The 25165-nt window shown below is 58.0% G+C and carries 8 protein-coding genes; 7 read left to right on the forward strand and 1 reads right to left on the reverse strand.

Annotation, left to right across the window (positions count from 1 at the left end; genetic code table 11):
• The first annotated feature begins 188 nt into the window (after window positions 1–188).
• The 7 genes from ybtA (at window position 189) to fyuA (ending at window position 22655) form a co-directional block, all read left to right on the forward strand.
• Window positions 189–1148 carry a yersiniabactin transcriptional regulator YbtA gene (gene ybtA / locus ACE15A_RS12080; protein WP_053507905.1) on the forward strand — a complete coding sequence of 320 codons (960 nt, stop codon included), beginning with the start codon at window positions 189–191 and terminating at the stop codon, window positions 1146–1148.
• Between the two features lie 190 nt (window positions 1149–1338).
• Entirely contained in the window at window positions 1339–7446 is a 6108-nt protein-coding gene (gene irp2 / locus ACE15A_RS12085) for a yersiniabactin non-ribosomal peptide synthetase HMWP2 (RefSeq protein ID WP_064055940.1), read from the forward strand.
• 87 nt (window positions 7447–7533) lie between these two features.
• Window positions 7534–17025, forward strand: coding sequence for a yersiniabactin polyketide synthase HMWP1 (gene irp1 / locus ACE15A_RS12090; RefSeq protein ID WP_053507903.1), 9492 nt, complete (start codon window positions 7534–7536; stop codon window positions 17023–17025).
• On the forward strand, window positions 17022–18122 hold the full coding sequence (gene ybtU, locus ACE15A_RS12095; protein WP_053507902.1) for a yersiniabactin biosynthesis oxidoreductase YbtU: 1101 nt from the start codon (window positions 17022–17024) through the stop codon (window positions 18120–18122). The genes irp1 and ybtU overlap by 4 nt, the downstream gene beginning before the upstream one ends.
• Window positions 18119–18922, forward strand: a complete 804-nt coding sequence (gene ybtT, locus ACE15A_RS12100; RefSeq protein ID WP_023247668.1) for a yersiniabactin biosynthesis thioesterase YbtT — start codon at window positions 18119–18121, stop codon at window positions 18920–18922. Before ybtU ends, ybtT begins: the two co-directional genes overlap by 4 nt.
• A 3-nt stretch (window positions 18923–18925) precedes the next feature.
• Window positions 18926–20503: a yersiniabactin biosynthesis salycil-AMP ligase YbtE gene (gene ybtE / locus ACE15A_RS12105; protein ID WP_053507901.1), complete on the forward strand. Its 1578-nt coding sequence runs from the start codon at window positions 18926–18928 to the stop codon at window positions 20501–20503.
• 130 nt (window positions 20504–20633) lie between these two features.
• Window positions 20634–22655, forward strand: coding sequence for a siderophore yersiniabactin receptor FyuA (fyuA, locus tag ACE15A_RS12110; protein WP_053507900.1), 2022 nt, complete (start codon window positions 20634–20636; stop codon window positions 22653–22655).
• Window positions 22656–23150: 495 nt separating this feature from the next.
• Here fyuA and ACE15A_RS12115 read toward each other — a convergent pair whose 3' ends face one another.
• Window positions 23151–24899: a patatin-like phospholipase family protein gene (locus ACE15A_RS12115; RefSeq protein ID WP_053507899.1), complete on the reverse strand. Its 1749-nt coding sequence runs from the start codon at window positions 24897–24899 to the stop codon at window positions 23151–23153.
• Between the last annotated feature and the right edge of the window lie 266 nt (window positions 24900–25165).

A 25165-nucleotide genomic window follows, 5' to 3' on the forward strand; every position in this document is an offset into this window, starting at 1 on the left:
TACAGAAGTAAGTGACTGGGGTGAGTGACAAATCTGTCTGGAACAGATTTGAACGCCGCTTGCGGCGGCCCGTAAGGGCGGGCGAGGCCCAGGGATGGGCCGAGTAACCCGTAGCCAACGCACATGCAACTTGAAATATGACGGGTATATGCCCGCATTGGTCTAAGCCACAGGGAGATAACCAGGTCATGACGGAGTCACCGCAAACGCAATCTGAAATCTCTATTCACCAGTTGGTGGTTGGGAAACCTGCAAACGATGGCAATATTCCTGCTCAGTGTGAACTGCTGCGCTGTTCGTTGCAGGAAGGTATGGATATTTTGCTCTGGAGGGGCCATTTTGCGCGGCCTGAGACGTTGCAGCTACACGACGATCTGGGCAGGATTAACTTCTCGTGCATCCTGGAAGGCACATCACGCTTTGCAATTCAGGGACTCAGGCGCCACACCGACTGGGAGCTTGCGCGCAATCGCCATTACATTACCCATACACCAGACTGCCGCGGCAGCGCCTCCTGTTGTGGCCGATTCGAGAGCATTACCCTTTCCTTCAGTCCTGAAACCCTCGCGCAGTGGGTGCCGGATATTAACGCGGTCATTAAGAATAAGATCGACTCCCAATGCTGTTGCCAGCAGCAGCGTTGTAATGCTGAAACCCACTTAACGGCTCAGACTTTGCGTCACGCGCTGATGCGCATGCACGGCGGCTTCAGCCATGAACAAAAGCCGTCGACGCTATGGTTGCAGGGGCAAAGTCTGGTCATGCTCAGTCTGGTGCTGGATGAACATCGCGAAGACGCCAGTTGCCTCTCCTGCCACTTCAACCCGATGGAACGCCAGAAACTGCTGCGGGCGAAGGATCTGCTGCTGGCTGATCTGACGCAAGCGCCGGGCGTCGCGGAGCTGGCCAGAGAGTCCGGTCTGAGCGTTCTCAAAATTAAGCGAGGCTTCCGCGTTCTGTTCAACAACAGCGTCTATGGCCTGTTTCAGGCTGAACGAATGCAGGAAGCCAGAAGACGCCTGGCCAACGGCAATACCTCCGTCATGACGGTGGCGGCCGATCTGGGCTATGCCAACGCCAGCCATTTCTCTACCGCCTTCCAGAAACAGTTTGGCGTAACCCCTTCGACCTTTAAACGCGTGATGTAACCTGGGTCGCGCCCCCATAAACGCCTCCCAGACAGAGGCCCGGATACCCCATCCGGGCCTCTGTTCTTTCCGCCTGTTACCAACCCGAAACGGGCATAAATAAACCCGTTTCGGGTAGCGTCCAATTGTTAATAATTATTATTCTCATATTAACAATGCTTTTCGGTAAGACGTGCCATCAGGAGGAAGAATGATTTCTGGCGCACCATCTCAGGATTCGCTGTTACCGGACAACCGCCACGCGGCTGATTACCAACAATTACGCGAGCGGCTTATACAGGAACTGAATTTAACGCCGCAGCAGTTACATGAAGAGAGCAATCTGATCCAGGCCGGCCTGGATTCCATAAGGTTGATGAGATGGTTACACTGGTTTCGTAAAAATGGCTACCGCCTTACCCTTCGCGAGCTGTATGCCGCCCCCACGCTGGCGGCATGGAACCAGTTAATGCTCAGCCGGTCGCCGGAGAACGCGGAAGAAGAAACGCTGCCCGACGAATCATCCTGGCCGAATATGACCGAAAGTACCCCCTTCCCATTGACGCCGGTACAGCACGCCTACCTGACGGGCCGCATGCCGGGGCAGACGCTTGGCGGCGTGGGTTGCCACCTGTATCAGGAGTTTGAAGGCCATTGTCTAACGGCGTTGCAACTGGAACAGGCCATCACGACCTTGCTGCAACGCCACCCAATGCTGCATATCGCCTTTCGCCCCGACGGGCAGCAGGTCTGGCTACCGCAACCTTACTGGAACGGCGTCACCGTTCATGATTTACGCCATAACGACGCTGAAAGCCGTCAGGCCTATCTGGAAGTACTGCGCCAGCGCCTGAGCCACCGTCTTTTACGCGTGGAAATCGGCGAAACGTTTGATTTTCAGTTGACGCTCTTGCCGGACAATCGCCACCGCCTCCATGTCAATATTGACCTGCTGATTATGGATGCCTCCAGCTTTACGCTTTTCTTCGATGAGCTTAACGCCCTGCTGGCCGGAGAATCGCTGTCGGCTATCGACACCCGCTATGATTTCCGTTCGTATTTGCTGCACCAGCAGAAGATCAATCAACCACTGAGAGACAACGCACGCGCTTACTGGCTGGCGAAAGCATCGACGCTTCCCCCCGCACCCGTCTTGCCGCTGGCCTGCGAACCCGCCACACTGCGCGAAGTCCGTAATACCCGGCGCCGCATGATTGTCCCGGCAACATGCTGGCACGCCTTTAGCAACCGGGCCGGCGAGTATGGCGTGACGCCGACAATGGCGCTGGCGACCTGTTTTTCTGCCGTGCTGGCTCGCTGGGGCGGCCTGACGCGTCTGCTGCTTAACATCACCTTATTCGACCGCCAGCCGCTGCACCCGGCAGTTGGCGCGATGCTTGCCGATTTCACCAATATTCTTCTGCTGGATACCGCCTGCGATGGCGATACCGTCAGCAACCTGGCGCGTAAAAACCAGCTCACGTTTACGGAGGACTGGGAGCATCGCCACTGGTCCGGCGTCGAATTACTCCGTGAACTCAGACGCCAGCAGCGCTACCCCCACGGTGCCCCGGTGGTATTTACCAGCAATCTGGGACGTTCCCTCTACAGCAGCCGCGCAGAATCGCCGTTGGGCGAGCCGGAATGGGGCATCTCGCAAACGCCGCAGGTCTGGATAGATCATCTGGCGTTCGAGCATCACGGCGAGGTCTGGCTGCAATGGGACAGCAACGACGCGCTGTTCCCTCCGGCGTTAGTCGAAACGTTGTTCGACGCCTACTGCCAGTTGATTAACCAACTCTGCGATGACGAGAGCGCCTGGCAAAAGCCGTTTGCAGATATGATGCCCGCCCGCCAGCGCGCGATACGCGAACAGGTCAACGCCACCGGTGCCCCCATTCCCGAAGGCTTGCTGCATGAAGGCATTTTCCGTATCGCTCTGCAACAGCCGCAGGCGCTGGCGGTAACGGACATGCGTTATCAGTGGAATTATTATGAGCTGACAGACTATGCCCGCCGTTGCGCGGGCAGGTTAATCGAGTGCGGGGTTCAGCCCGGCGATAATGTGGCTATCACGATGTCGAAAGGCGCAGGACAACTTGTTGCGGTTCTGGCCGCCCTGCTGGCCGGGGCGGTTTACGTTCCGGTTTCGCTGGACCAGCCTGCCGCACGGCGCGAGAAAATCTACGCTGACGCCAGCGTCCGGCTGGTGCTCATTTGCCAGCACGACGCCAGCGCCTGGTCAGACGATATTCCCGTCCTTGCCTGGCAGCAGGCCATTGAGGCGGAGCCGATCGCCAACCCGGTGGTACGCGCCCCCACGCAACCGGCCTACATTATCTACACCTCCGGCTCTACCGGCACGCCGAAAGGGGTGGTCATTTCTCACCGGGGAGCGCTCAACACCTGTTGCGATATCAATACCCGCTATCAGGTTGGCCCCGGTGACAGGGTGCTGGCCCTCTCCGCCCTGCATTTTGATTTATCGGTTTACGACATTTTTGGCGTACTGCGCGCGGGCGGCGCGCTGGTGATGGTGATGGAAAATCAACGGCGCGATCCTCATGCATGGTGTGAGCTGATCCAGCGCCATCAGGTCACGCTCTGGAACAGCGTCCCGGCGCTGTTCGATATGCTGCTGACCTGGTGTGAAGGTTTCGCCGACGCCACGCCGGAAAATCTGCGCGCAGTGATGCTTTCCGGCGACTGGATCGGGCTTGACCTCCCCGCCCGTTATCGGGCCTTCCGGCCACAAGGACAATTTATCGCGATGGGCGGCGCTACCGAGGCGTCTATCTGGTCTAACGCCTGCGAAATTCACGACGTCCCCGCCCACTGGCGTTCCATCCCTTACGGTTTCCCGCTAACCAACCAACGCTACCGGGTGGTGGATGAACGGGGCCGGGACTGCCCTGACTGGGTGCCGGGCGAATTATGGATTGGCGGCATCGGGGTCGCGGAAGGCTATTTCAACGATCCCCTGCGCAGCGAGCAGCAATTTTTGACGCACCCGGACGAGCGCTGGTATCGCACCGGCGATCTCGGCTGCTACTGGCCAGACGGCACAATAGAGTTCCTCGGTCGTCGCGACAAGCAGGTCAAAGTCGGAGGATATCGCATCGAGCTGGGCGAAATCGAAAGCGCACTCAGCCAGTTGGCGGGGGTGAAACAAGCAACCGTTCTGGCGATCGGCGAAAAAGAAAAAACGCTGGCGGCATACGTGGTTCCTCAGGGCGAGGCTTTTTGCGTTACCGATCATCGGGACCCGGCACTGCCGCAGGCGTGGCACACGCTTGCGGGAACGTTGCCCTGTTGTGCTATCTCGCCAGAGATCTCCGCAGAACAGGTAGCCGATTTCCTTCAGCATCGCCTGTTAAAACTGAAGCCGGGTCACACCGCTGGCACCGATCCTCTCCCCCTGATGAACTCACTCGCTATCCAGCCGCGCTGGCAGGCCGTGGTGGAACGCTGGTTAGCATTTCTGGTGACGCAACGGCGACTGAAGCCCGCTGCTGAAGGTTATCAGGTCTGCGCTGGTGAAGAACGCAAGGATGAGCACCCGAATTTCAGCGGACATGATTTAACGTTATCGCAAATTCTTCGCGGCACCCGCGACGAACTGTCGTTACTGAACGACGTGCAGTGGTCGCCGGAAAGCCTGGCCTTCAACCATCCGGCCAGCGCCCCATATATTCAGGAACTGGCGACAATTTGCCAACAGCTTGCACAGCGCTTACAGCGCCCGGTACGCCTGCTTGAGGTGGGAACCCGCACCGGCCGCGCCGCAGAATCGCTGTTAGTACAGCTCAACGCCGGACAGGTTGAGTATGTCGGGCTTGAGCAGAGCCAGGAGATGCTCCTGAGCGCCCGGCAGAGGCTCGTCCCCTGGCCTGGTGCCCGTCTGTCCCCCTGGAATGCAGACACGCTGGCGGCGCACGCTCACTCGGCGGACATTATCTGGCTTAATAACGCCCTGCATCGTCTGCTGCCGGAAGATCCCGGGCTCCTTGCGACATTACAACAGCTTGCCGTTCCCGGCGCGCTGCTCTACGTGATGGAGTTTCGCCAGTTAACGCCGTCCGCCTTGCTCAGCACGCTCCTGTTAACCGATGGACAGCCGGAGGCCCTGCTGCATAACAGTGCCGACTGGGCGGCGTTATTTAGCGCAGCCGCCTTCAACTGTCAGCATGGCGATGAGGTCGCGGGGTTACAACGCTTCCTCGTACAATGTCCCGATAGCCAGGTGCGCCGCGATCCCCGTCAACTTCAGGCCGCCCTCGCCGGACGCCTGCCGGGGTGGATGGTGCCGCAACGGATCGTCTTCCTCGACGCCTTACCGCTGACGGCTAACGGGAAGATTGACTATCAGGCGCTGAAGCGTCGTCATACTCCTGAAGCAGAAAACCAGGCCGAAGCGGATTTACCCCAGGGCGACATTGAAAAACAGGTTGCCGCCCTCTGGCAGCAACTCTTATCGACTGGCAATGTCACCAGAGAAACCGACTTCTTCCAGCAAGGCGGCGATAGCCTGCTGGCGACCCGTCTGACCGGACAACTTCATCAGGCAGGTTATGAAGCGCAATTAAGCGACCTGTTTAATCATCCCCGGCTGGCGGATTTTGCCGCCACGCTGCGTAAAATCGACGTTCCGGTCGAACAACCATTCGTCCACACCCCTGAAGATCGCTACCAGCCCTTTGCGCTTACCGACGTGCAGCAGGCTTACCTGGTGGGGCGTCAGCCGGGCTTTGCCCTGGGCGGCGTCGGCTCACATTTCTTTGTTGAATTTGAAATTGCCGATCTGGACCTCACCCGGCTGGAGACGGTCTGGAACCGATTAATCGCCCGCCACGATATGCTTCGAGCCGTCGTACGTGATGGACAGCAACAGGTGCTCGAACAGACGCCCCACTGGGTGATAACCGCACACACCCTCCATACGCCTGAAGAGGCGTTGCGGGTGCGCGAAAAACTGGCGCATCAGGTACTCAACCCCGAAGTGTGGCCGGTATTCGATCTCCAGGTCGGATACGTGGACGGGATGCCCGCCCGCCTGTGGCTGTGTCTGGATAACCTGTTGCTTGACGGTCTGAGCATGCAGATCCTGCTGGCGGAGCTGGAGCACGGCTACCGCTACCCGCAGCAGTTGCCTCCGCCGCTGCCCGTCACCTTCAGGGATTATCTGCAACACCCCTCGCTACAGTCGCCCAATCCAGATTCTCTGGCATGGTGGCAGGCGCAGCTTGATGATATTCCTCCGGCGCCTGCGTTGCCGCTGCGCTGCTTGCCTCAGGAGGTTGAAACACCGCGCTTCACCCGCCTGAACGGCGCGCTGGACAGCACGCGCTGGCATCGTCTGAAAAAACGGGCGGCTGACGCCCATCTCACCCCGTCGGCCGTACTGTTATCGGTGTGGTCAACGGTTCTCTCTGCATGGAGTGCGCAGCCTGAGTTCACGCTTAACCTTACGCTTTTCGACAGGCGGCCGCTGCACCCGCAAATCAACCAGATTCTGGGCGATTTCACCTCGCTGATGCTGCTGAGCTGGCATCCCGGCGAAAGCTGGCTGCACACCGCGCAGTCACTACAGCAGCGGCTGAGCCAGAACCTCAACCACCGCGATGTGTCGGCCATCCGCGTGATGCGTCAACTGGCGCAACGGCAAAACGTGCCAGCCATTCCGATGCCCGTCGTCTTTACCAGCGCGCTGGGCTTTGAGCAGGATAACTTCCTCGCCCGGTGTAATCTGCTCAAACCGGTCTGGGGCATCTCCCAGACGCCGCAGGTCTGGCTCGATCACCAGGTTTATGAATCCGAAGGCGAACTGCGCTTTAACTGGGATTTTGTCGCCGCGCTGTTTCCTGCCGGGCAGGTGGAGCGCCAGTTTGAACAGTATTGCGCATTGCTAAACCGAATGGCCGAGGATGAAAGCGGCTGGCAACTGCCGCTCGCCGTGCTGGTGCCTCCCGTTAAATTCGCAGGGCAATGCGCAGAGCGCTCACCGCGCGTATGCCCTGAGCACTCTCAGCCACACATTGCGGCGGACGAGAGCACCGTCAGCCTGATTTGCGACGCCTTCCGCGAGGTGGTTGGCGAGTCTGTCACGCCCGCAGAAAACTTCTTTGAGGCGGGCGCAACGTCACTGAATCTGGTGCAACTACACGTTTTGTTACAACGTCACGAATTTTCCACCCTGACGTTGCTTGACCTCTTCACCCACCCTTCTCCTGCCGCCCTGGCCGATTATCTGGCCGGCGTCGCCACGGTGGAAAAAACAAAACATCCTCGCCCTGTTCGCCGTCGTCAGCGGCGGATATAGCGCGAAGCAAACTGATTTTCCCCAAAACGCCATCGCGAACGCATGGCGTTCCATTGACTTTGTGAATCTTAGGAAACGAGACCGATTATGGATAACTTGCGCTTCTCTTCTGCGCCGACAGCAGATTCCATTGATGCATCGATCGCTCAACACTACCCGGACTGCGAACCTGTCGCGGTTATCGGCTACGCCTGCCATTTTCCTGAATCGCCGGATGGCGAAACGTTCTGGCAAAACCTGCTGGAAGGTCGTGAATGCAGCCGACGCTTTACGCGCGAAGAGCTTCTGGCCGTCGGTCTGGATGCCGCCACCATTGACGATCCTCATTATGTCAATATCGGTACGGTGTTAGACAACGCCGACTGCTTCGACGCCACCCTGTTTGGCTATTCGCGACAGGAAGCGGAGTCGATGGACCCGCAGCAGCGCCTGTTTTTGCAGGCGGTCTGGCATGCGCTGGAACATGCCGGTTATGCCCCCGGCGCCGTCCCCCATAAGACCGGTGTTTTCGCCTCTTCCCGGATGAGTACCTACCCCGGTCGCGAAGCATTGAACGTGACAGAAGTCGCGCAGGTAAAGGGTCTGCAATCTCTGATGGGCAATGATAAAGACTATATTGCCACCCGCGCCGCGTACAAACTGAACCTGCACGGCCCGGCGTTATCGGTACAGACCGCCTGCTCCAGCTCGCTGGTTGCCGTACATCTGGCCTGTGAAAGCCTGCGCGCAGGCGAATCCGATATGGCGATTGCCGGCGGCGTGGCGCTCTCTTTCCCCCAGCAGGCAGGCTATCGCTACCAGCCCGGAATGATTTTCTCTCCTGATGGTCACTGTCGTCCCTTTGACGCCTCGGCTGAGGGCACCTGGGCCGGTAACGGTCTCGGCTGCGTGGTGTTACGTCGCCTGAGAGATGCGCTACTGTCAGGCGATCCGATTATCTCGGTGATCCTCTCCAGCGCGGTCAACAACGACGGCAACAGAAAGGTCGGCTATACCGCCCCTTCCGTCGCAGGGCAACAGGCGGTCATCGAAGAGGCGTTAATGCTGGCGGCCATCGACGACAGGCAGGTAGGTTACATTGAAACCCACGGCACCGGCACACCGTTGGGCGACGCGATTGAAATTGAAGCGTTACGCAACGTCTATGCGCCTCGCCCGCAGGATCAGCGCTGTGCGCTCGGTTCCGTGAAAAGTAATATGGGGCATCTGGATACCGCGGCGGGCATTGCCGGACTGCTAAAAACCGTTCTGGCAGTCAGCCGCGGACAAATTCCACCCTTACTGAATTTTCACACCCCCAACCCGGCGCTGAAACTTGAAGAGAGCCCCTTTACCATACCGGTGTCAGCGCAGGCGTGGCAGGACGAAATGCGTTATGCGGGCGTCTCCTCCTTTGGTATTGGCGGCACCAACTGCCATATGATCGTCGCCTCGCTGCCCGACGCGCTCAACGCGCGCCTCCCCAACACGGATGGCGGCAGAAAAAGTACCGCGTTGCTGCTCAGCGCCGCCAGCGACAGCGCGTTGCGGCGGCTGGCGACGGATTATGCCGGAGCGCTAAGGGATAATGCGGATGCCCGCTCTCTGGCCTTCACGGCCCTGCACGCGCGCCGTCTCGATCTTCCCTTCCGCCTGGCAGCGCCATTAAACCGTGAAACCGCTGCGGCGCTCAGCGCCTGGGCCGGTGAGAAATCGGGGGCGCTGGTTTACAGCGGCCACGGTGCCAGCGGCAAGCAGGTGTGGCTGTTTACCGGCCAGGGCTCGCACTGGCGCACTATGGGTCAGACAATGTACCGGCACTCAACGGCGTTTGCCGACACGCTGGATCGCTGTTTTTCCGCCTGTAGCGAAATGCTCACGCCGTCACTGCGCGAAGCGATGTTTAACCCCGATTCGGCGCAGCTGGACAATATGGCCTGGGCGCAGCCAGCGATTGTCGCGTTTGAAATCGCGATGGCGGCGCACTGGCGCGCTGAAGGACTGAAGCCAGATTTCGCCATTGGGCATTCCGTCGGTGAATTTGCCGCTGCCGTCGTCTGCGGACACTATACGATTGAACAGGTCATGCCACTGGTTTGTCGACGCGGCGCACTGATGCAGCAGTGCGCAAGCGGCGCAATGGTGGCGGTATTTGCAGACGAAGACACGCTGATGCCGCTGGCTCGTCAGTTTGAGCTGGATCTCGCCGCCAACAACGGTACGCAACATACGGTATTTTCCGGGCCGGAAGCCCGTCTCGCGATATTTTGCGCCACGCTCTCGCAGCATGACATTGACTATCGTCGCCTGAGCGTAACCGGCGCGGCGCACTCCGCTTTACTGGAACCGATACTCGATCGGTTCCAGGCCGCCTGCGCGGGGCTGCACGCAGAGCCGGGGCAAATACCGATTATTTCCACGCTCACCGCCGACGTCATTGATGAGTCAACGCTCAACCAGGCGGATTACTGGCGCCGACACATGCGTCAGCCGGTGCGTTTTATCCAGAGTATCCAGATGGCGCATCAGCTCGGCGCCCGCGTTTTTCTGGAGATGGGACCCGATGCCCAGTTGGTTGCTTCCGGGCAGCGCGAATACCGCGATAACGCATACTGGATAGCCAGCGCCCGGCGTAACAAAGAGGCGAGCGATGTCCTCAATCAGGCCCTGCTCCAGCTTTACGCTGCCGGCGTCGCCCTACCGTGGGCCGACCTACTGGCGGGCGATGGACAACGTATCGCTGCGCCATGTTATCCGTTTGATACTGAGCGTTACTGGAAAGAGCGCGTCTCCCCGGCCTGCGAGCCTGCCGACGCAGCGCTGTCTGCCGGGCTGGAGGTGGCGAGTCGCGCCGCGACAGCGCTCGATCTCCCCCGTCTGGAAGCGCTTAAACAGTGCGCCACGCGACTGCACGCCATCTACGTCGATCAACTGGTACAACGCTGTACCGACGATGCCATTGAAAACGGTGTGGACGCCATGACCATCATGCGCCGTGGACGTCTGCTGCCCCGCTACCAGCAGCTACTCCAGCGCCTGCTGAATAACTGCGTGGTCGACGGCGATTACCGCTGCACCGACGGGCGATATGCTCGCGCCCGCCCCATTGAACATCAACAGCGGGAATCACTGCTGACGGAACTTGCCGGTTATTGTGAAGGTTTTCAGGCTATTCCCGACACCATCGCCCGTGCCGGCGATCGGTTATATGAAATGATGAGCGGCGCGGAAGAACCGGTGGCGATTATCTTCCCGCAAAGCGCCTCTGACGGCGTGGAGGTGTTGTATCAGGAATTCAGCTTTGGTCGCTATTTCAACCAAATCGCCGCTGGGGTATTACGCGGCATTGTCCAGACGCGTCAGCCCCGCCAGCCATTGCGTATTCTTGAAGTTGGCGGCGGAACCGGCGGCACCACCGCGTGGCTGCTGCCGGAACTCAGCGGCGTTCCGGCGCTGGAGTACCATTTCACCGATATCTCGGCGCTGTTCACCCGCCGCGCCCAGCAGAAATTCGCCGACTATGATTTTGTGAAGTATAGCGAGCTGGATCTCGAAAAAGAGGCGCAATCGCAGGGTTTCCAGGCACAGTCTTACGATCTCATTGTGGCGGCGAACGTGATTCACGCCACCCGCCATATTGGCCGCACGCTCGATAATCTGCGCCCCCTGCTCAAGCCGGGCGGGCGTCTGCTGATGCGCGAAATCACCCAGCCAATGCGTCTGTTTGATTTCGTTTTCGGCCCGCTGGTTCTTCCGCTACAGGATCTCGACGCCCGCGAAGGTGAGCTATTCCTCACCACCGCTCAGTGGCAGCAACAGTGCCGCCACGCCGGATTCAGCAAAGTGGCGTGGCTACCGCAGGACGACAGCCCGACCGCCGGGATGAGCGAACATATCATTCTCGCCACGCTGCCCGGTCAGGCGGTTAGTGCCGTAACATTCACCGCACCATCAGAACCCGTGTTGGGGCAGGCGCTGACGGATAACGGTGACTATCTTGCCGACTGGTCTGATTGCGCAGGTCAGCCTGAACAGTTTAACGCCCGCTGGCAGGAGGCCTGGCGTCTGCTCTCACAGCGTCATGGCGACGATCTGTCTGTGGAACCGCCCCTCGTCGCCGCCCCGGAGTGGCTGGGGGAGGTTCGCTTAAGCTGGCAAAACGAAGCCTTTTCCCGCGGTCAGATGCGCGTTGAAGCCCGTCATCCTGATGGTAAGTGGCTGCCGCTATCGCCCGCCGCGCCTCTTCCTGCACCGCAAACGCATTATCAATGGCGCTGGACGCCCCTCAACATCGCCAGCGTTGACCATCCGCTTACCTTCAACTTCAGCGCCGGTATGCTTGCGCGCCGCGACGAGCTGGCGCAATACGGCATCATTCACGATCCGCACGCCTCTTCGCGACTGATGATTGTTGAGGAGAGCGAGGATACGCTGGCCTTAGCGGAGAAAGTGATAGCAGCGCTCACCGCCAGCGCAGCCGGATTGATTGTGGTCACTCGCCGCGCGTGGCGAGTCGAGGAAAATGAAGCGCTCTCTGCGTCCCATCACGCGCTATGGGCCTTGCTTCGCGTCGCGGCCAACGAACAGCCGGAACGGTTGATTGCCGCCATCGATCTCGCCGAAAACACCCCGTGGGAAACGCTACATCAAGGGTTGAGCGCAGTCTCACTATCACAGCGCTGGCTTGCCGCGCGGGGTAACACCCTCTGGCTCCCTTCACTGGCGCCCAATACGGGATGCGCCGCCGAATTACCGGCAAACGTGTTTACCGGCGATAACCGCTGGCATCTGGTGACCGGAGCGTTTGGTGGATTAGGCCGCCTTGCCGTGAACTGGCTCAGAGAAAAAGGGGCGCGACGCATCGCCCTGCTGGCACCGCGCGTGGATGAGTCATGGCTACGCGATGTGGAGGGCGGGCAAACGCGCGTCTGCCGTTGTGATGTGGGCGATGCCGGGCAACTGGCCACGGTTCTTGACGATCTGGCGGCCAACGGCGGCATTGCCGGAGCGATTCATGCCGCTGGCGTATTGGCTGACGCGCCCTTGCAGGAGCTTGATGACCACCAGCTGGCCGCCGTTTTTGCGGTAAAAGCGCAGGCGGCAAACCAACTGTTGCAAACCCTGCGCAACCACGACGGACGCTATCTTATTCTCTACTCTTCCGCTGCCGCCACCCTCGGCGCGCCGGGTCAGAGCGCCCATGCGCTGGCCTGCGGCTACCTGGACGGGCTGGCCCAGCAGTTTTCCACCCTTGATGCGCCGAAAACGCTCTCTGTCGCCTGGGGCGCATGGGGAGAAAGCGGTCGGGCGGCCACGCCGGAAATGCTGGCGACGCTCGCCAACCGCGGTATGGGCGCGTTAAGCGATGCCGAAGGCTGCTGGCACCTGGAACAGGCGGTGATGCGCGGCACCCCGTGGCGACTGGCGATGCGCGTTTTTACCGACAAAATGCCCCCGTTACAACAGGCTCTGTTTAACATCAGCGCCACAGAAAAAGCCGCCACGCCTGTCATTCCTCCTGCTGATGACAACGCCTTTAACGGCAGCCTGAGCGATGAAACGGCGGTGATGGCATGGCTGAAAAAGCGGATTTCGGTTCAGCTAAGGCTGAGCGATCCGGCATCACTGCGCCCAAACCAGGATCTGTTACAACTCGGCATGGACTCGCTGCTCTTCCTTGAACTCAGTAGCGATATTCAGCACTACCTGGGCGTACGCATCAATGCGGAACGGGCGTGGCAGGATCTGTCTCCTCATGGACTCACGCAGCTTATCTGTTCTAAGCCAGAGACGACGCCTGCCGCTTCGCAGCCGGAAGTGTTGCGGCACGACGCCGACGAGCGTTATGCGCCCTTCCCTTTGACGCCCATTCAGCACGCCTACTGGCTGGGGCGAACCCACCTCATTGGCTATGGCGGCGTCGCCTGTCACGTCCTGTTTGAGTGGGATAAACGCCACGATGAGTTTGATCTCGCTATACTGGAGAAAGCATGGAACCAGCTCATCGCTCGCCACGATATGTTGCGTATGGTGGTTGATGCCGACGGGCAGCAGCGAGTCCTGGCGACAACGCCTGAGTATCACATCCCACGCGACGATCTGCGCGCGCTTTCCCCGGAAGAACAGCGTATAGCGCTGGAAAAACGGCGGCATGAACTGAGCTATCGCGTTTTGCCTGCCGACCAGTGGCCTCTTTTTGAGCTGGTGGTCAGCGAAATCGACGATTGCCATTACCGCCTGCACATGAACCTCGACCTTTTGCAGTTTGATGTGCAGAGTTTTAAAGTCATGATGGACGATCTGGCGCAAGTCTGGCGCGGCGAAACACTGGCGCCGCTCGATATCACCTTCCGTGATTATGTGATGGCTGAACAGGCGCGCCGACAGACATCGGCATGGCACGATGCCTGGGATTACTGGCAGGAAAAACTGCCGCAACTGCCCTTAGCGCCAGAGCTGCCGGTGGTTGAAACACCCCCGGAAACGCCACACTTCACCACTTTCAAATCGACGATCGGCAAGAAAGAATGGCAGGCCGTGAAACAGCGCTGGCAGCAGCAAGGCGTCACACCGTCTGCCGCACTGCTCACGCTGTTTGCCGCCACCCTTGAGCGCTGGAGCCGCACCACGGCATTTACGCTGAACCTGACTTTCTTCAATCGTCAGCCGATCCATCCGCAAATCAACCAGTTGATTGGTGATTTTACCTCCGTCACGCTGGTTGATTTTAACTTCTCAACGCCGGTGACGTTGCAAGAGCAGATGCAACAGACCCAACAGCGCCTCTGGCAAAACATGGCGCACAGTGAAATGAACGGTGTTGAGGTGATCCGTGAGCTGGGCCGCCTGCGCGGGTCACAACGTCAACCGCTGATGCCGGTGGTGTTTACCAGTATGCTGGGGATGACGCTGGAAGGCATGACTATCGATCAGGCAATGAGCCATCTGTTCGGCGAACCCTGCTATGTGTTCACGCAAACGCCGCAGGTCTGGCTGGATCATCAGGTCATGGAGAGCGACGGCGAGTTGATGTTTAGCTGGTACTGCATGGACAACGTGCTGGAACCCGGCGCTGCCGAGGCAATGTTTAATGACTATTGCGCCATCCTGCAAGCCGTCATTGCCGCTCCTGAAAGCCTGAAGACTCTCGCCAGCGGCATCGCCGGGCACATTCCCCGTCGACGCTGGCCGCTGAACGCACAGACAGACTACGACCTGCGGGATATTGAGCAGGCGACGCTCGAATACCCCGGCATCCGGCAGACCAGAGCGGAAATAGCCGAACAAGGCGCGTTGACGCTGGATATCGTGATGGCCGATGATCCGTCGCCATCAGCGGCGACGCCCGATGAGCACGATCTCGCCCAACTGGCGCTGCCGTTGCCTGCGCAGGTGCAGCTTGATGAACTGGAGGCGACCTGGCGCTGGCTGGAGGCGCGTGCGCTACAGGGGATCGCGGCTACGCTAAATCGTCACAGCCTGTTTACCACGCCGGAGATCGCCCATCGCTTTAGCGCAATAGTACAGGCGCTGTCCGCGCAAGCATCTCACCAGCGTCTGCTGCGCCAGTGGCTACAGTGTCTGACGGAAAGAGAGTGGTTAATCCGCGAGGGTGAAAGCTGGCGCTGCCGCGTTCCGCTCAGCGAGATTCCTGAGCCTCAGGAAGCGTGCCCGCAAAGCCAATGGAGCCAGGCGTTGGCGCAGTATCTGGAAACCTGCATCGCCCGGCACGACGCCCTCTTCTCCGGGCAGTGTTCACCGCTGGAATTGCTGTTCAACGAGCAGCATCGCGTGACCGACGCGCTGTATCGCGACAACCCCGCCAGCGCCTGTCTGAATCGCTATATCGCGCAGATTGCCGCCTTGTGCGGCGCAGAACGGATTCTGGAGGTTGGCGCCGGAACCGCAGCCACTACCGCGCCGGTACTGAAGGCCACGCGGAACACGCGGCAGTCGTACCACTTCACGGACGTCTCCGCACAGTTCCTCAATGACGCCAGAGCCCGTTTCCATGATGAATCGCGGGTGTCTTATGCCTTATTCGACATCAACCAGCCGCTGGATTTCACCGCCCACCCGGAGGCGGGTTACGACCTGATCGTTGCCGTCAATGTGCTCCACGACGCCAGCCATGTCGTCCAGACGTTGCGCAGATTAAAACTGTTGCTGAAAGCCGGCGGACGTTTGCTGATCGTTGAAGCGACGGAGCGAAACAGCGTATTCCAACTGGCGAGCGTGGGCTTTATTGAGGGATTAAGCGGATACCGCGATTTCCGCCGCCGGGATGAGAAACCGATGCTCACCCGCTCCGCATGGCAGGAGGTTCTCGTTCAGGCCGGGTTTGCAAACGAGCTGGCGTGGCCCACGCAGGAATCGTCGCCGCTGCGCCAGCATCTGCTGCTGGCGCGTTCGCCTGGCGTAAATCGCCCGAATAAAGAAGCCGTGAGCCGCTATTTACAGCAGCGCTTTGGCATCGGTCTGCCCGTTTTACAGATCCGGCAAAGAGAAACGTTATTTACGCCGCAGCATGCCCCGTCTGATGCGCTGATTGAGCCACCCAAACCCACGCCAGTTGCCGGGGGGAATCCGGCGCTGGAAAAACAGGTGGCTGAACTCTGGCAATCGCTGCTGTCTCGCCCCGTGGCAAGGCATCACGACTTTTTCGAACTGGGCGGCGACAGCCTGATGGCGACAAGGATGGTCGCGCAGCTAAACCGGAGAGGGATTGCCAGGGCTAACCTTCAGGATCTGTTCAGCCATTCGACGCTGAGCGACTTCTGCGCCCATCTACAGACGGCTACGTCAGGAGAGGACAACCCGGTTCCCCTTTGTCAGGGCGACGGCGAGGAAACCCTGTTTGTCTTCCACGCTTCGGACGGCGATATCAGCGCCTGGCTACCGCTCGCCAGCGCGCTGAACAGGCGCGTTTTCGGCCTGCAAGCAAAATCGCCGCTGCGCTTTGCCACGCTTGACCAGATGATCGATGAGTATGTCGGGTGCATCCGTCGCCAGCAGCCTCACGGCCCTTATGTGCTGGCGGGTTGGTCGTATGGCGCGTTTCTCGCGGCGGGTGCCGCACAGCGCCTGTACGCCAAAGGCGAGCAGGTTCGCATGGTGTTAATCGATCCCGTGTGCCGACAGGATTTCTGTTGCGACAACCGGGCGGCCCTGCTGCGCCTGTTAGCCGAAGAACAAACGCCTCTGGCGCTACCCGAACATTTCGACCAGCAGACGCCCGACAGCCAGCTTGCTGACTTTATCGGTCTCGCTAAAACGGCCGGTATGGTGTCGCAAAACCTGACGCTGCAAGCGGCAGAAACGTGGCTCGACAACATCGCGCATCTGCTGCGTTTACTGACTGAGCATACGCCGGGCGAAAGCGTTCCGGTCCCCTGTCTCATGGTGTATGCCGCCGGGAGACCCGCGCGCTGGACGCCAGCAGAAACCGAGTGGCAGGGCTGGATAAACAACGCCGACGGCTATGTGATTGAAGCCAGCCACTGGCAAATCATGATGGAAGCCCCCCACGTTCAGGCTTGTGCGCAACACATTACGCGCTGGCTTTGCGCAACCTCAACGCAACCGGAGAACACGTTATGATGTCGTCCGCCTCCCCAAAACAACGCGTACTGATTGTGGGCGCCAAATTTGGCGAAATGTACCTGAATGCCTTTATGCAGCCCCCGGAGGGGCTGGAACTGGTTGGCCTGCTGGCGCAAGGAAGCGCCCGTTCAAGAGAGCTGGCCCATGCGTTTGGCATTCCGCTGTATACCTCGCCGGAACAGATAACCAGAATGCCGGATATCGCCTGTATTGTCGTGCGTTCGACCGTCGCCGGAGGAACCGGTACGCAGCTTGCCAGACACTTTCTGGCGCGCGGCGTACACGTCATTCAGGAGCATCCCCTCCACCCGGATGACATCAGTTCCTTACAAACGCTGGCGCAGAAACAGGGTTGCTGCTATTGGGTAAACACATTTTATCCGCATACGCGCGCGGGACGCACATGGCTTCGCGATGCGCAGCAACTGCGTCACTGCCTGGCTAAAACGCCGCCGGTAGTCCACGCCACCACCAGCCGTCAGTTGCTCTACTCCACGCTGGATTTGTTGTTGCTGGCTCTGGGCGTTGATGCCGTCGCCGTGGAGTGCGACGTGGTTGGCAGCTTTAGCGATTTTCACTGTCTGAGACTCTTCTGGCCGAAGGGAGAAGCCTGCCTGCTGCTTCAGCGCTATCTCGATCCTGACGATCCAGATATGCATAGCCTTATCATGCACCGCCTGCTGCTGGGCTGGCCGGAAGGTCATCTTTCGCTGGAGGCGAGCTACGGCCCCGTCATCTGGTCATCCAGCCTGTTTGTCGCAGACCATCAGGAGAACGCTCACAGTCTCTATCGCAGACCGGAAATCCTGCGCGATCCGCCGGGTCTGACGCGCAGCGCGGCCCCCCTGAGCTGGCGTGACTGCTGCGAAACCGTCGGGCCGGAGGGTGTCAGCTGGTTGCTACACCAGTTGCGCAGCCATCTGGCGGGCGAACATCCACCAGCGGCCTGCCAAAGCGTACATCAGATCGCGTTATCACGTTTATGGCAGCAGATTCTACGTCAGACCGGCAATGCGGAGATCAGACGCCTGACGCCGCCGCACCACGACCGGTTAGCCGGTTTCTACAACGATGATGATAAGGAGGCGCTGTGACGCAATCTGCAATGTGCATCCCGCTGTGGCCCGCCCGGAACGGCAATACTGCGCATCTGGTCATGTGCCCTTTCGCTGGCGGCAGCAGTAGCGCGTTTCGCCACTGGCAAGCTGAGCAACTGGCTGATTGCGCGCTTTCTCTGGTGATCTGGCCGGGGCGCGATCGCCTTCGCCATCTGGAACCGCTCAGAAGCATTACACAACTGGCGGCACTGCTGGCGAACGAGCTGGAAGCATCCGTATCGCCTGACACGCCGCTTTTACTCGCCGGGCACAGCATGGGGGCGCAGGTGGCGTTTGAAACCTGCCGACTTCTGGAGCAACGGGGGCATGCGCCGCAAGGACTGATTATTTCCGGGTGCCATGCCCCGCATCTGCATTCTGAACGCCAGCTCAGCCATCGCGATGATGCCGACTTTATCGCTGAACTGATAGACATTGGCGGATGTTCTCCTGAACTGCGGGAAAACCAGGAATTAATGTCGCTGTTTCTTCCTCTTCTGCGCGCTGATTTTGACGCCACCGAGAGCTATCACTACGACTCGCCCGACGTCTGTCCGCCGCTGCGCACGCCTGCGCTGTTATTGTGCGGTAGCCACGATCGCGAAGCCTCCTGGCAGCAGGTCGATGCCTGGCGTCAGTGGCTGAGCCACGTTACAGGCCCGGTGGTGATTGACGGCGATCATTTCTATCCCATTCAACAAGCCCGGTCCTTTTTTACGCAGATTATCCGCCATTTTCCCCATGCATTTTCTGCAATGACCGCTTTGCAAAAACAGCCCAGCACTTCAGAAAGGTGACGCATGAATTCTTCCTTTGAATCTCTGATTGAACAGTATCCCTTACCCATTGCCGAACAGTTGCGCCACTGGGCGGCCCGTTATGCCTCGCGAATTGCCGTCGTTGATGCAAAGGGGTCGTTAACCTACAGCGCGCTTGATGCACGGGTCGACGAACTTGCCGCAGGTCTGTCATCACTGGGTTTGCGTTCGGGGGAGCATGTGATTGTGCAGCTTCCCAACGACAACGCGTTTGTTACCCTGCTGTTCGCCTTGTTAAGACTGGGCGTTATCCCCGTGCTGGCGATGCCCTCCCAACGGGCGCTGGATATCGACGCGCTGGTTGAGCTGGCGCAACCCGTCGCTTACGTTATTCACGGGGAAAACCACGCAGATCTGGCCCGACAGATGGCGCACAAACACGCCTGCTTGCGTCATGTTCTGGTCGCTGGAGAGACCGTGAGCAACGATTTTACGCCGCTCTTCTCCCTTCACGGTGAGCAGCAGGCGTGGCCGCAGCCTGATGTTTCCGCCACCGCGTTGCTGCTACTTTCTGGCGGCACAACCGGCACGCCCAAACTCATCCCTCGCCGACACGCCGACTATAGCTATAACTTCAGCGCTTCTGCTGAACTGTGCAGCATCAGTCAACAGAGCGTATATCTCGCCGTCCTCCCGGTGGCGCATAACTTTCCACTGGCCTGCCCCGGCATTCTGGGTACGCTTGCCTGCGGCGGAAAAGTGGTGCTGACCGACAGCGCCAGCTGTGATGAGGTGATGCCGTTAATCGCGCAGGAAGGCGTGACTCACGTCGCCCTGGTTCCGGCGCTGGCGCAATTATGGGTGCAGGCCAGGGAGTGGGAAGACAGCGACCTCTCGTCGCTGCGCGTCATTCAGGCAGGCGGCGCCCGGCTCGACCCGACGCTTGCTGAGCAGGTTATCGCCACCTTTGACTGTACCCTGCAACAGGTCTTCGGTATGGCGGAAGGCCTGCTCTGCTTTACCCGGCTGGACGATCCGCATACCACTATTCTCCACAGCCAGGGGCGCCCGTTGTCCCCTCTGGATGAAATCCGCATCGTTGATCAAGACGAGAACGACGTCGCGCCGGGCGAAACAGGGCAATTGTTAACGCGCGGCCCTTATACCATTTCAGGTTATTACCGCGCCCCTGCCCACAACGCGCAGGCCTTTACCGCGCAAGGGTTTTACCGCACAGGCGACAATGTCAGGCTGGATGAGGCGGGGAACCTGCACGTTGAGGGGCGCATAAAAGAGCAGATCAACCGCGCCGGAGAAAAAATAGCCGCGGCTGAAGTGGAGTCGGCACTGATGCGTTTAGCGGAAGTGCAAGATTGCGCGGTAGTCGCCGCGCCGGACACGCTGCTTGGTGAGCGGATTTGCGCGTTTATCATCGCGCAGCAGGTGCCAACTGACTATCAGCAGTTGCGTCAACAACTGACCCGTATGGGGCTCAGCGCGTGGAAAATTCCTGACCAAATCGAGTTTCTGGCCCACTGGCCACTCACCGCCGTCGGCAAGATAGACAAAAAACGCCTGACGGCTCTCGCCATCGACCGTTATCGCCATTCCGCCCAATAAGCGCAAACCGACCCGAAACAGGTTGAAATAAATCCGTTTCGGGTAGCACCACTATTAGAAATAGTTATCATTTTCAATTCACCATTGTCGGTATTTTTGGCGTTTCGCCGTCTTACAGGGACTCACAACAATGAAAATGACACGGCTTTATCCTCTGGCCTTGGGGGGATTATTGCTCCCCGCCATTGCTAATGCCCAGACTTCACAGCAAGACGAAAGCACGCTGGTGGTTACCGCCAGTAAACAATCTTCCCGCTCGGCATCAGCCAACAATGTCTCGTCTACCGTTGTCAGCGCGCCGGAGTTAAGCGACGCCGGCGTTACCGCCAGCGACAAACTCCCCAAAGTCTTGCCTGGGCTCAATATTGAAAATAGCGGCAACATGCTTTTTTCGACAATCTCGCTACGCGGCGTCTCTTCGGCGCAGGACTTCTATAACCCCGCCGTCACCCTGTATGTCGATGGCGTCCCTCAGCTTTCTACCAACACCATCCAGGCGCTTACCGATGTGCAAAGCGTGGAGTTGCTGCGTGGCCCACAGGGAACGTTATATGGCAAAAGCGCTCAGGGCGGGATCATCAACATCGTCACCCGGCAGCCGGACAACACGCCGCGCGGCTATATTGAAGGCGGCGTCAGCAGCCGCGACAGTTATCGAAGTAAATTCAACCTGAGCGGCCCCATTCAGGATGGCCTGCTGTACGGCAGCGTCACCCTATTACGCCAGGTTGATGACGGCGACATGATTAACCCCGCGACGGGAAGCGATGATTTAGGCGGCACCCGCGCCAGCATAGGGAATGTGAAACTGCGTCTGGCGCCGGACGATCAGCCCTGGGAAATAGGCTTTGCCGCCTCACGCGAATGTACCCGTGCCACCCAGGACGCCTATGTGGGATGGAATGATATTAAGGGCCGTAAGCTGTCGATCAGCGATGGTTTACCAGACCCGTACATGCGGCGCTGCACTGACAGCCAGACCCTGAGTGGGAAATACACCACCGACGACTGGGTTTTCAACCTGATCAGCGCCTGGCAGCAGCAGCATTATTCGCGCACCTTCCCTTCCGGTTCGTTAATCGTCAATATGCCTCAGCGCTGGAATCAGGATGTCCAGGAGCTGCGCGCCGCAACCCTGGGCGATGCGCGTACCGTTGATATGGTGTTTGGCCTCTATCGCCAGAACACGCGCGAGCAAATGCAGGCAACTTACGACATGCCTACCATGCGTTATCTGACCAGCGCCGGCTATACCACCGCTGAAACGCTGGCCGCATACAGTGACCTGACCTGGCATTTAACCGATCGTTTTGATATCGGCGGCGGCGTGCGCTTCTCGCATGATAAATCCAGTACACAATATCACGGCAGCATGCGCGGCAATCCGTTTGGCGACCAGGGTAAGAGCAATGACAATCAGGTGCTCGGACAGCTATCCGCAGGCTATATGCTGACCGACGACTGGAGAGTGTATACCCGTGTAGCCCAGGGATATAAACCTTCCGGGTACAACATCGTGCCTACTGCGGGTCTTGATGCCAAACCGTTCGTCGCCGAGAAATCCATCAACTATGAACTTGGCACTCGCTACGAAACTGCTGACGTCACGCTGCAAGCCGCGACGTTTTATACCCACACCAAAGACATGCAGCTCTACTCTGGCCCGGTCGGGATGCAGACATTAAGCAATGCGGGTAAAGCCGACGCCACCGGCGTTGAGCTTGAAGCGAAGTGGCGGTTTGCGCCAGGCTGGTCATGGGATATCAATGGCAACATGATCCGTTCCGAATTCACCAATGACAGTGAGTTGTATCACGGCAACCGGGTGCCGTTCGTACCACGTTATGGCGCGGGAAGCAGTGTGAACGGCGTGATTGATACGCGCTATGGCGCACTGATGCCCCGACTGGCGGTTAATCTGGTCGGGCCGCATTATTTCGATGGCGACAACCAGTTGCGGCAAGGCACCTATGCCACCCTGGACAGCAGCCTGGGCTGGCAGGCGACTGAACGGATGAACATTTCCATCTATGTCGATAACCTGTTCGACCGTCGTTACCGTACCTATGGCTACATGAACGGCAGCAGCGCCGTCGCGCAGGTGAATATGGGGCGCACCGTCGGTATCAATACGCGAATTGATTTCTTCTGATCCTTTAAATAAACAGGGATGCCGTCACGGCATCCCTGATGCGCTTATCCCGCCCAGGGCAGCTCCGCCCAGGTTCCCCCCCTGCCTCTTCGTCTATGTGGACTGACCCCACATCAGCAGCCAGATGAGAGTCAAGTTCTGCGACCATTGAGTTAACTCATTGTTTATTAGCGTTAAGTTACCATTCTTTTCTGTTAATATCTGATCGGTTATAAAGCCCTAAGCGCTTTGTCAAAATCGAAGGGATGATGCATGTGTCATTCCTTTTTTGACGTATATTACGGGAATGACACAGAATTTCTAACGCGCTTTGGAAAAAAACTTTATACCTAAAGCTTGCCGATGCAGAGCCCTCCCCTCCTTTACAACTCCGCCAGGGTTGCAATGTCATCGCCCCGACATTCAGGGCTTACGACCTCCGGCTCACAGGCCTGCAGCATAGACACCATCCTGCAGCGACAGTGGCACAGGCAGCGGTATAAGAGAACTCAACATTTACTGCATGTACATACGACCGTTCCAGCCATAATAAAATAACGTCTCATTCCAGAACACCTCTCGTTGTTCCGATGTCAGAGGTTTTTCGGAGCGTGACGCATTCCGTTTTTGATTACTGTTGTCAAAGATCCTGTCACCGATTACGTCACTATATTCCCTTAGACGCAACATTTGTGTTTTAGTGACTGATGTCGTTTCATCACATGAGTTAGTCGCGTCCTTGTAAAAGACATCCGTATGCTGAACGCCTCTGACAAGCATGTCACGCATATGCATCAAACACCTATTCGCTGGCCAAAAAAGAAGTTTCGTAAAAGCGGTAATATCGGCGACATCGTCTTGTGGCAGCCCGAAGGTAGTTGGAATCAGTTTCAACCGCCTTTGAAGCGCTTTTACTTCATTGTGATGTGTGGTCCAATCAATAGGTGGGTAGTCACATCCTGAAGACTGGCCGTTTTTATCAATTGATTCACAGAAATAGATGGGCGGTGGCGGCCCGGCTATTTCCTCACTATCAAACGAAAGATGGACAAAAAATAGCTTCTGCTTAAGCAGTGTGTTTATTTCATCCCAGTTCGCGCGAACTCCACCTGCACAAATGTTGTCAGGTAGCCCATCTTTACGGCACTGCTCGCTATCGGCGGGCGGTACAAAAATTCGCGACCTGAACTCCGCCAGTGCCCGGGTCCTGCTTACAGCCAGGAGTGAATCAAAAGCAGTGAGTAACGTATTAGTATCAATAACCAGCCCCAGCGGTGAGCGCATATACGGGGTATCGTCCCTATGGTTACCCTGAATACCAAAGGCATCCACTGTTAACACAATCACCTGATCGCATTGTGTTAGTATCCGGTGAGAATCTTCGATGAGCGCTCTTTTCACCGCCAGCAACCCCAGGTTATCCGAAGCACCACCGTCAATCAGATGAACATACTTTGGTATGCCGGCTTCCGTCTCATCAGTGCCTCGTTGAAAACGATTTAATACGACCGGCGACATCATTCCAGGGAAGGCTGCAGAGGCGGCGACAGCCCGGGAAATAGGCATGCTTTGATAATCAACACCGATTGAGCCAAGATTCGTCTCCGTAAAAGTAAAAAGGCTACCGAATGGACGGGGGCGAAATGCATCAGAATCATCCCGGGTGGCGATTGTTGAGTTAATGATGATTTGAGGGCGCGTGGGATTCATATCCCCCAACGTGAGCGTACGGCGTTCTCCTGGCACATTGAAGACATCTGAATCCAGAACGGCGAACAGAGCATCCGTCCGGGTTTGGTGACCAAAAATATAGCTGCCGAGAAATATTGGATTGGCTAACTTTGCAGCAGCACTCAACCTCAGGTTAGCGTCCAGGCGTTCGCGTATCAGATTATCATTCCAAACCGGACGCCACACCTCACCCTGCCCCACGTCTTCCGAGATTCCATACAGCGCCGCCGCCAGTGAACCTCCAGAAACAGAAGAGATCACATTGATATGATGAGTGAGATCCTCGCCGTCAACATGCTTAAGTTCCGATAAGACTCGCGCCCCGAAGATTGCCGAACGAGAACCACCGCCAGAGATCGTCATAAAAAATGCCGTACGCTTCCCCGACCCATCGGCGGAACAGATTGGCTGTTGTACCAAGGGTAAATCACCCGAAATACGTGCGGCAGGCTTACCGGATATTGTTGGTCCACACCCCGTAAGGAAAATTGCAGATGCAAACAAAAATGCGAATAATGAAACTGAGACTTTCATGACCTTCCCTGAGCTCAGGTACAACGCATGGTCGTACTGTCAGACTGGTAGACATTCCCCTTCCACGTAGAAGAAGCATTATTTACGCATTACGCGTACATATCGAAAAAAAAGATTGTACGATCAATTAGCTAATCAACACATCGCTATTTAATACTTTCTCACTCGCCAAATTCAGTACCACATATCCCGCCTCATCGTTTTCTGCCAGCATATTTAGCTGCATGATTAACTGAGTATTCATGCCGTCCTCCTCCTTACCATAG

The organism is Salmonella sp. HY31 (assembly GCF_042604575.1).
GTDB lineage: Bacteria > Pseudomonadota > Gammaproteobacteria > Enterobacterales > Enterobacteriaceae > Salmonella > Salmonella diarizonae.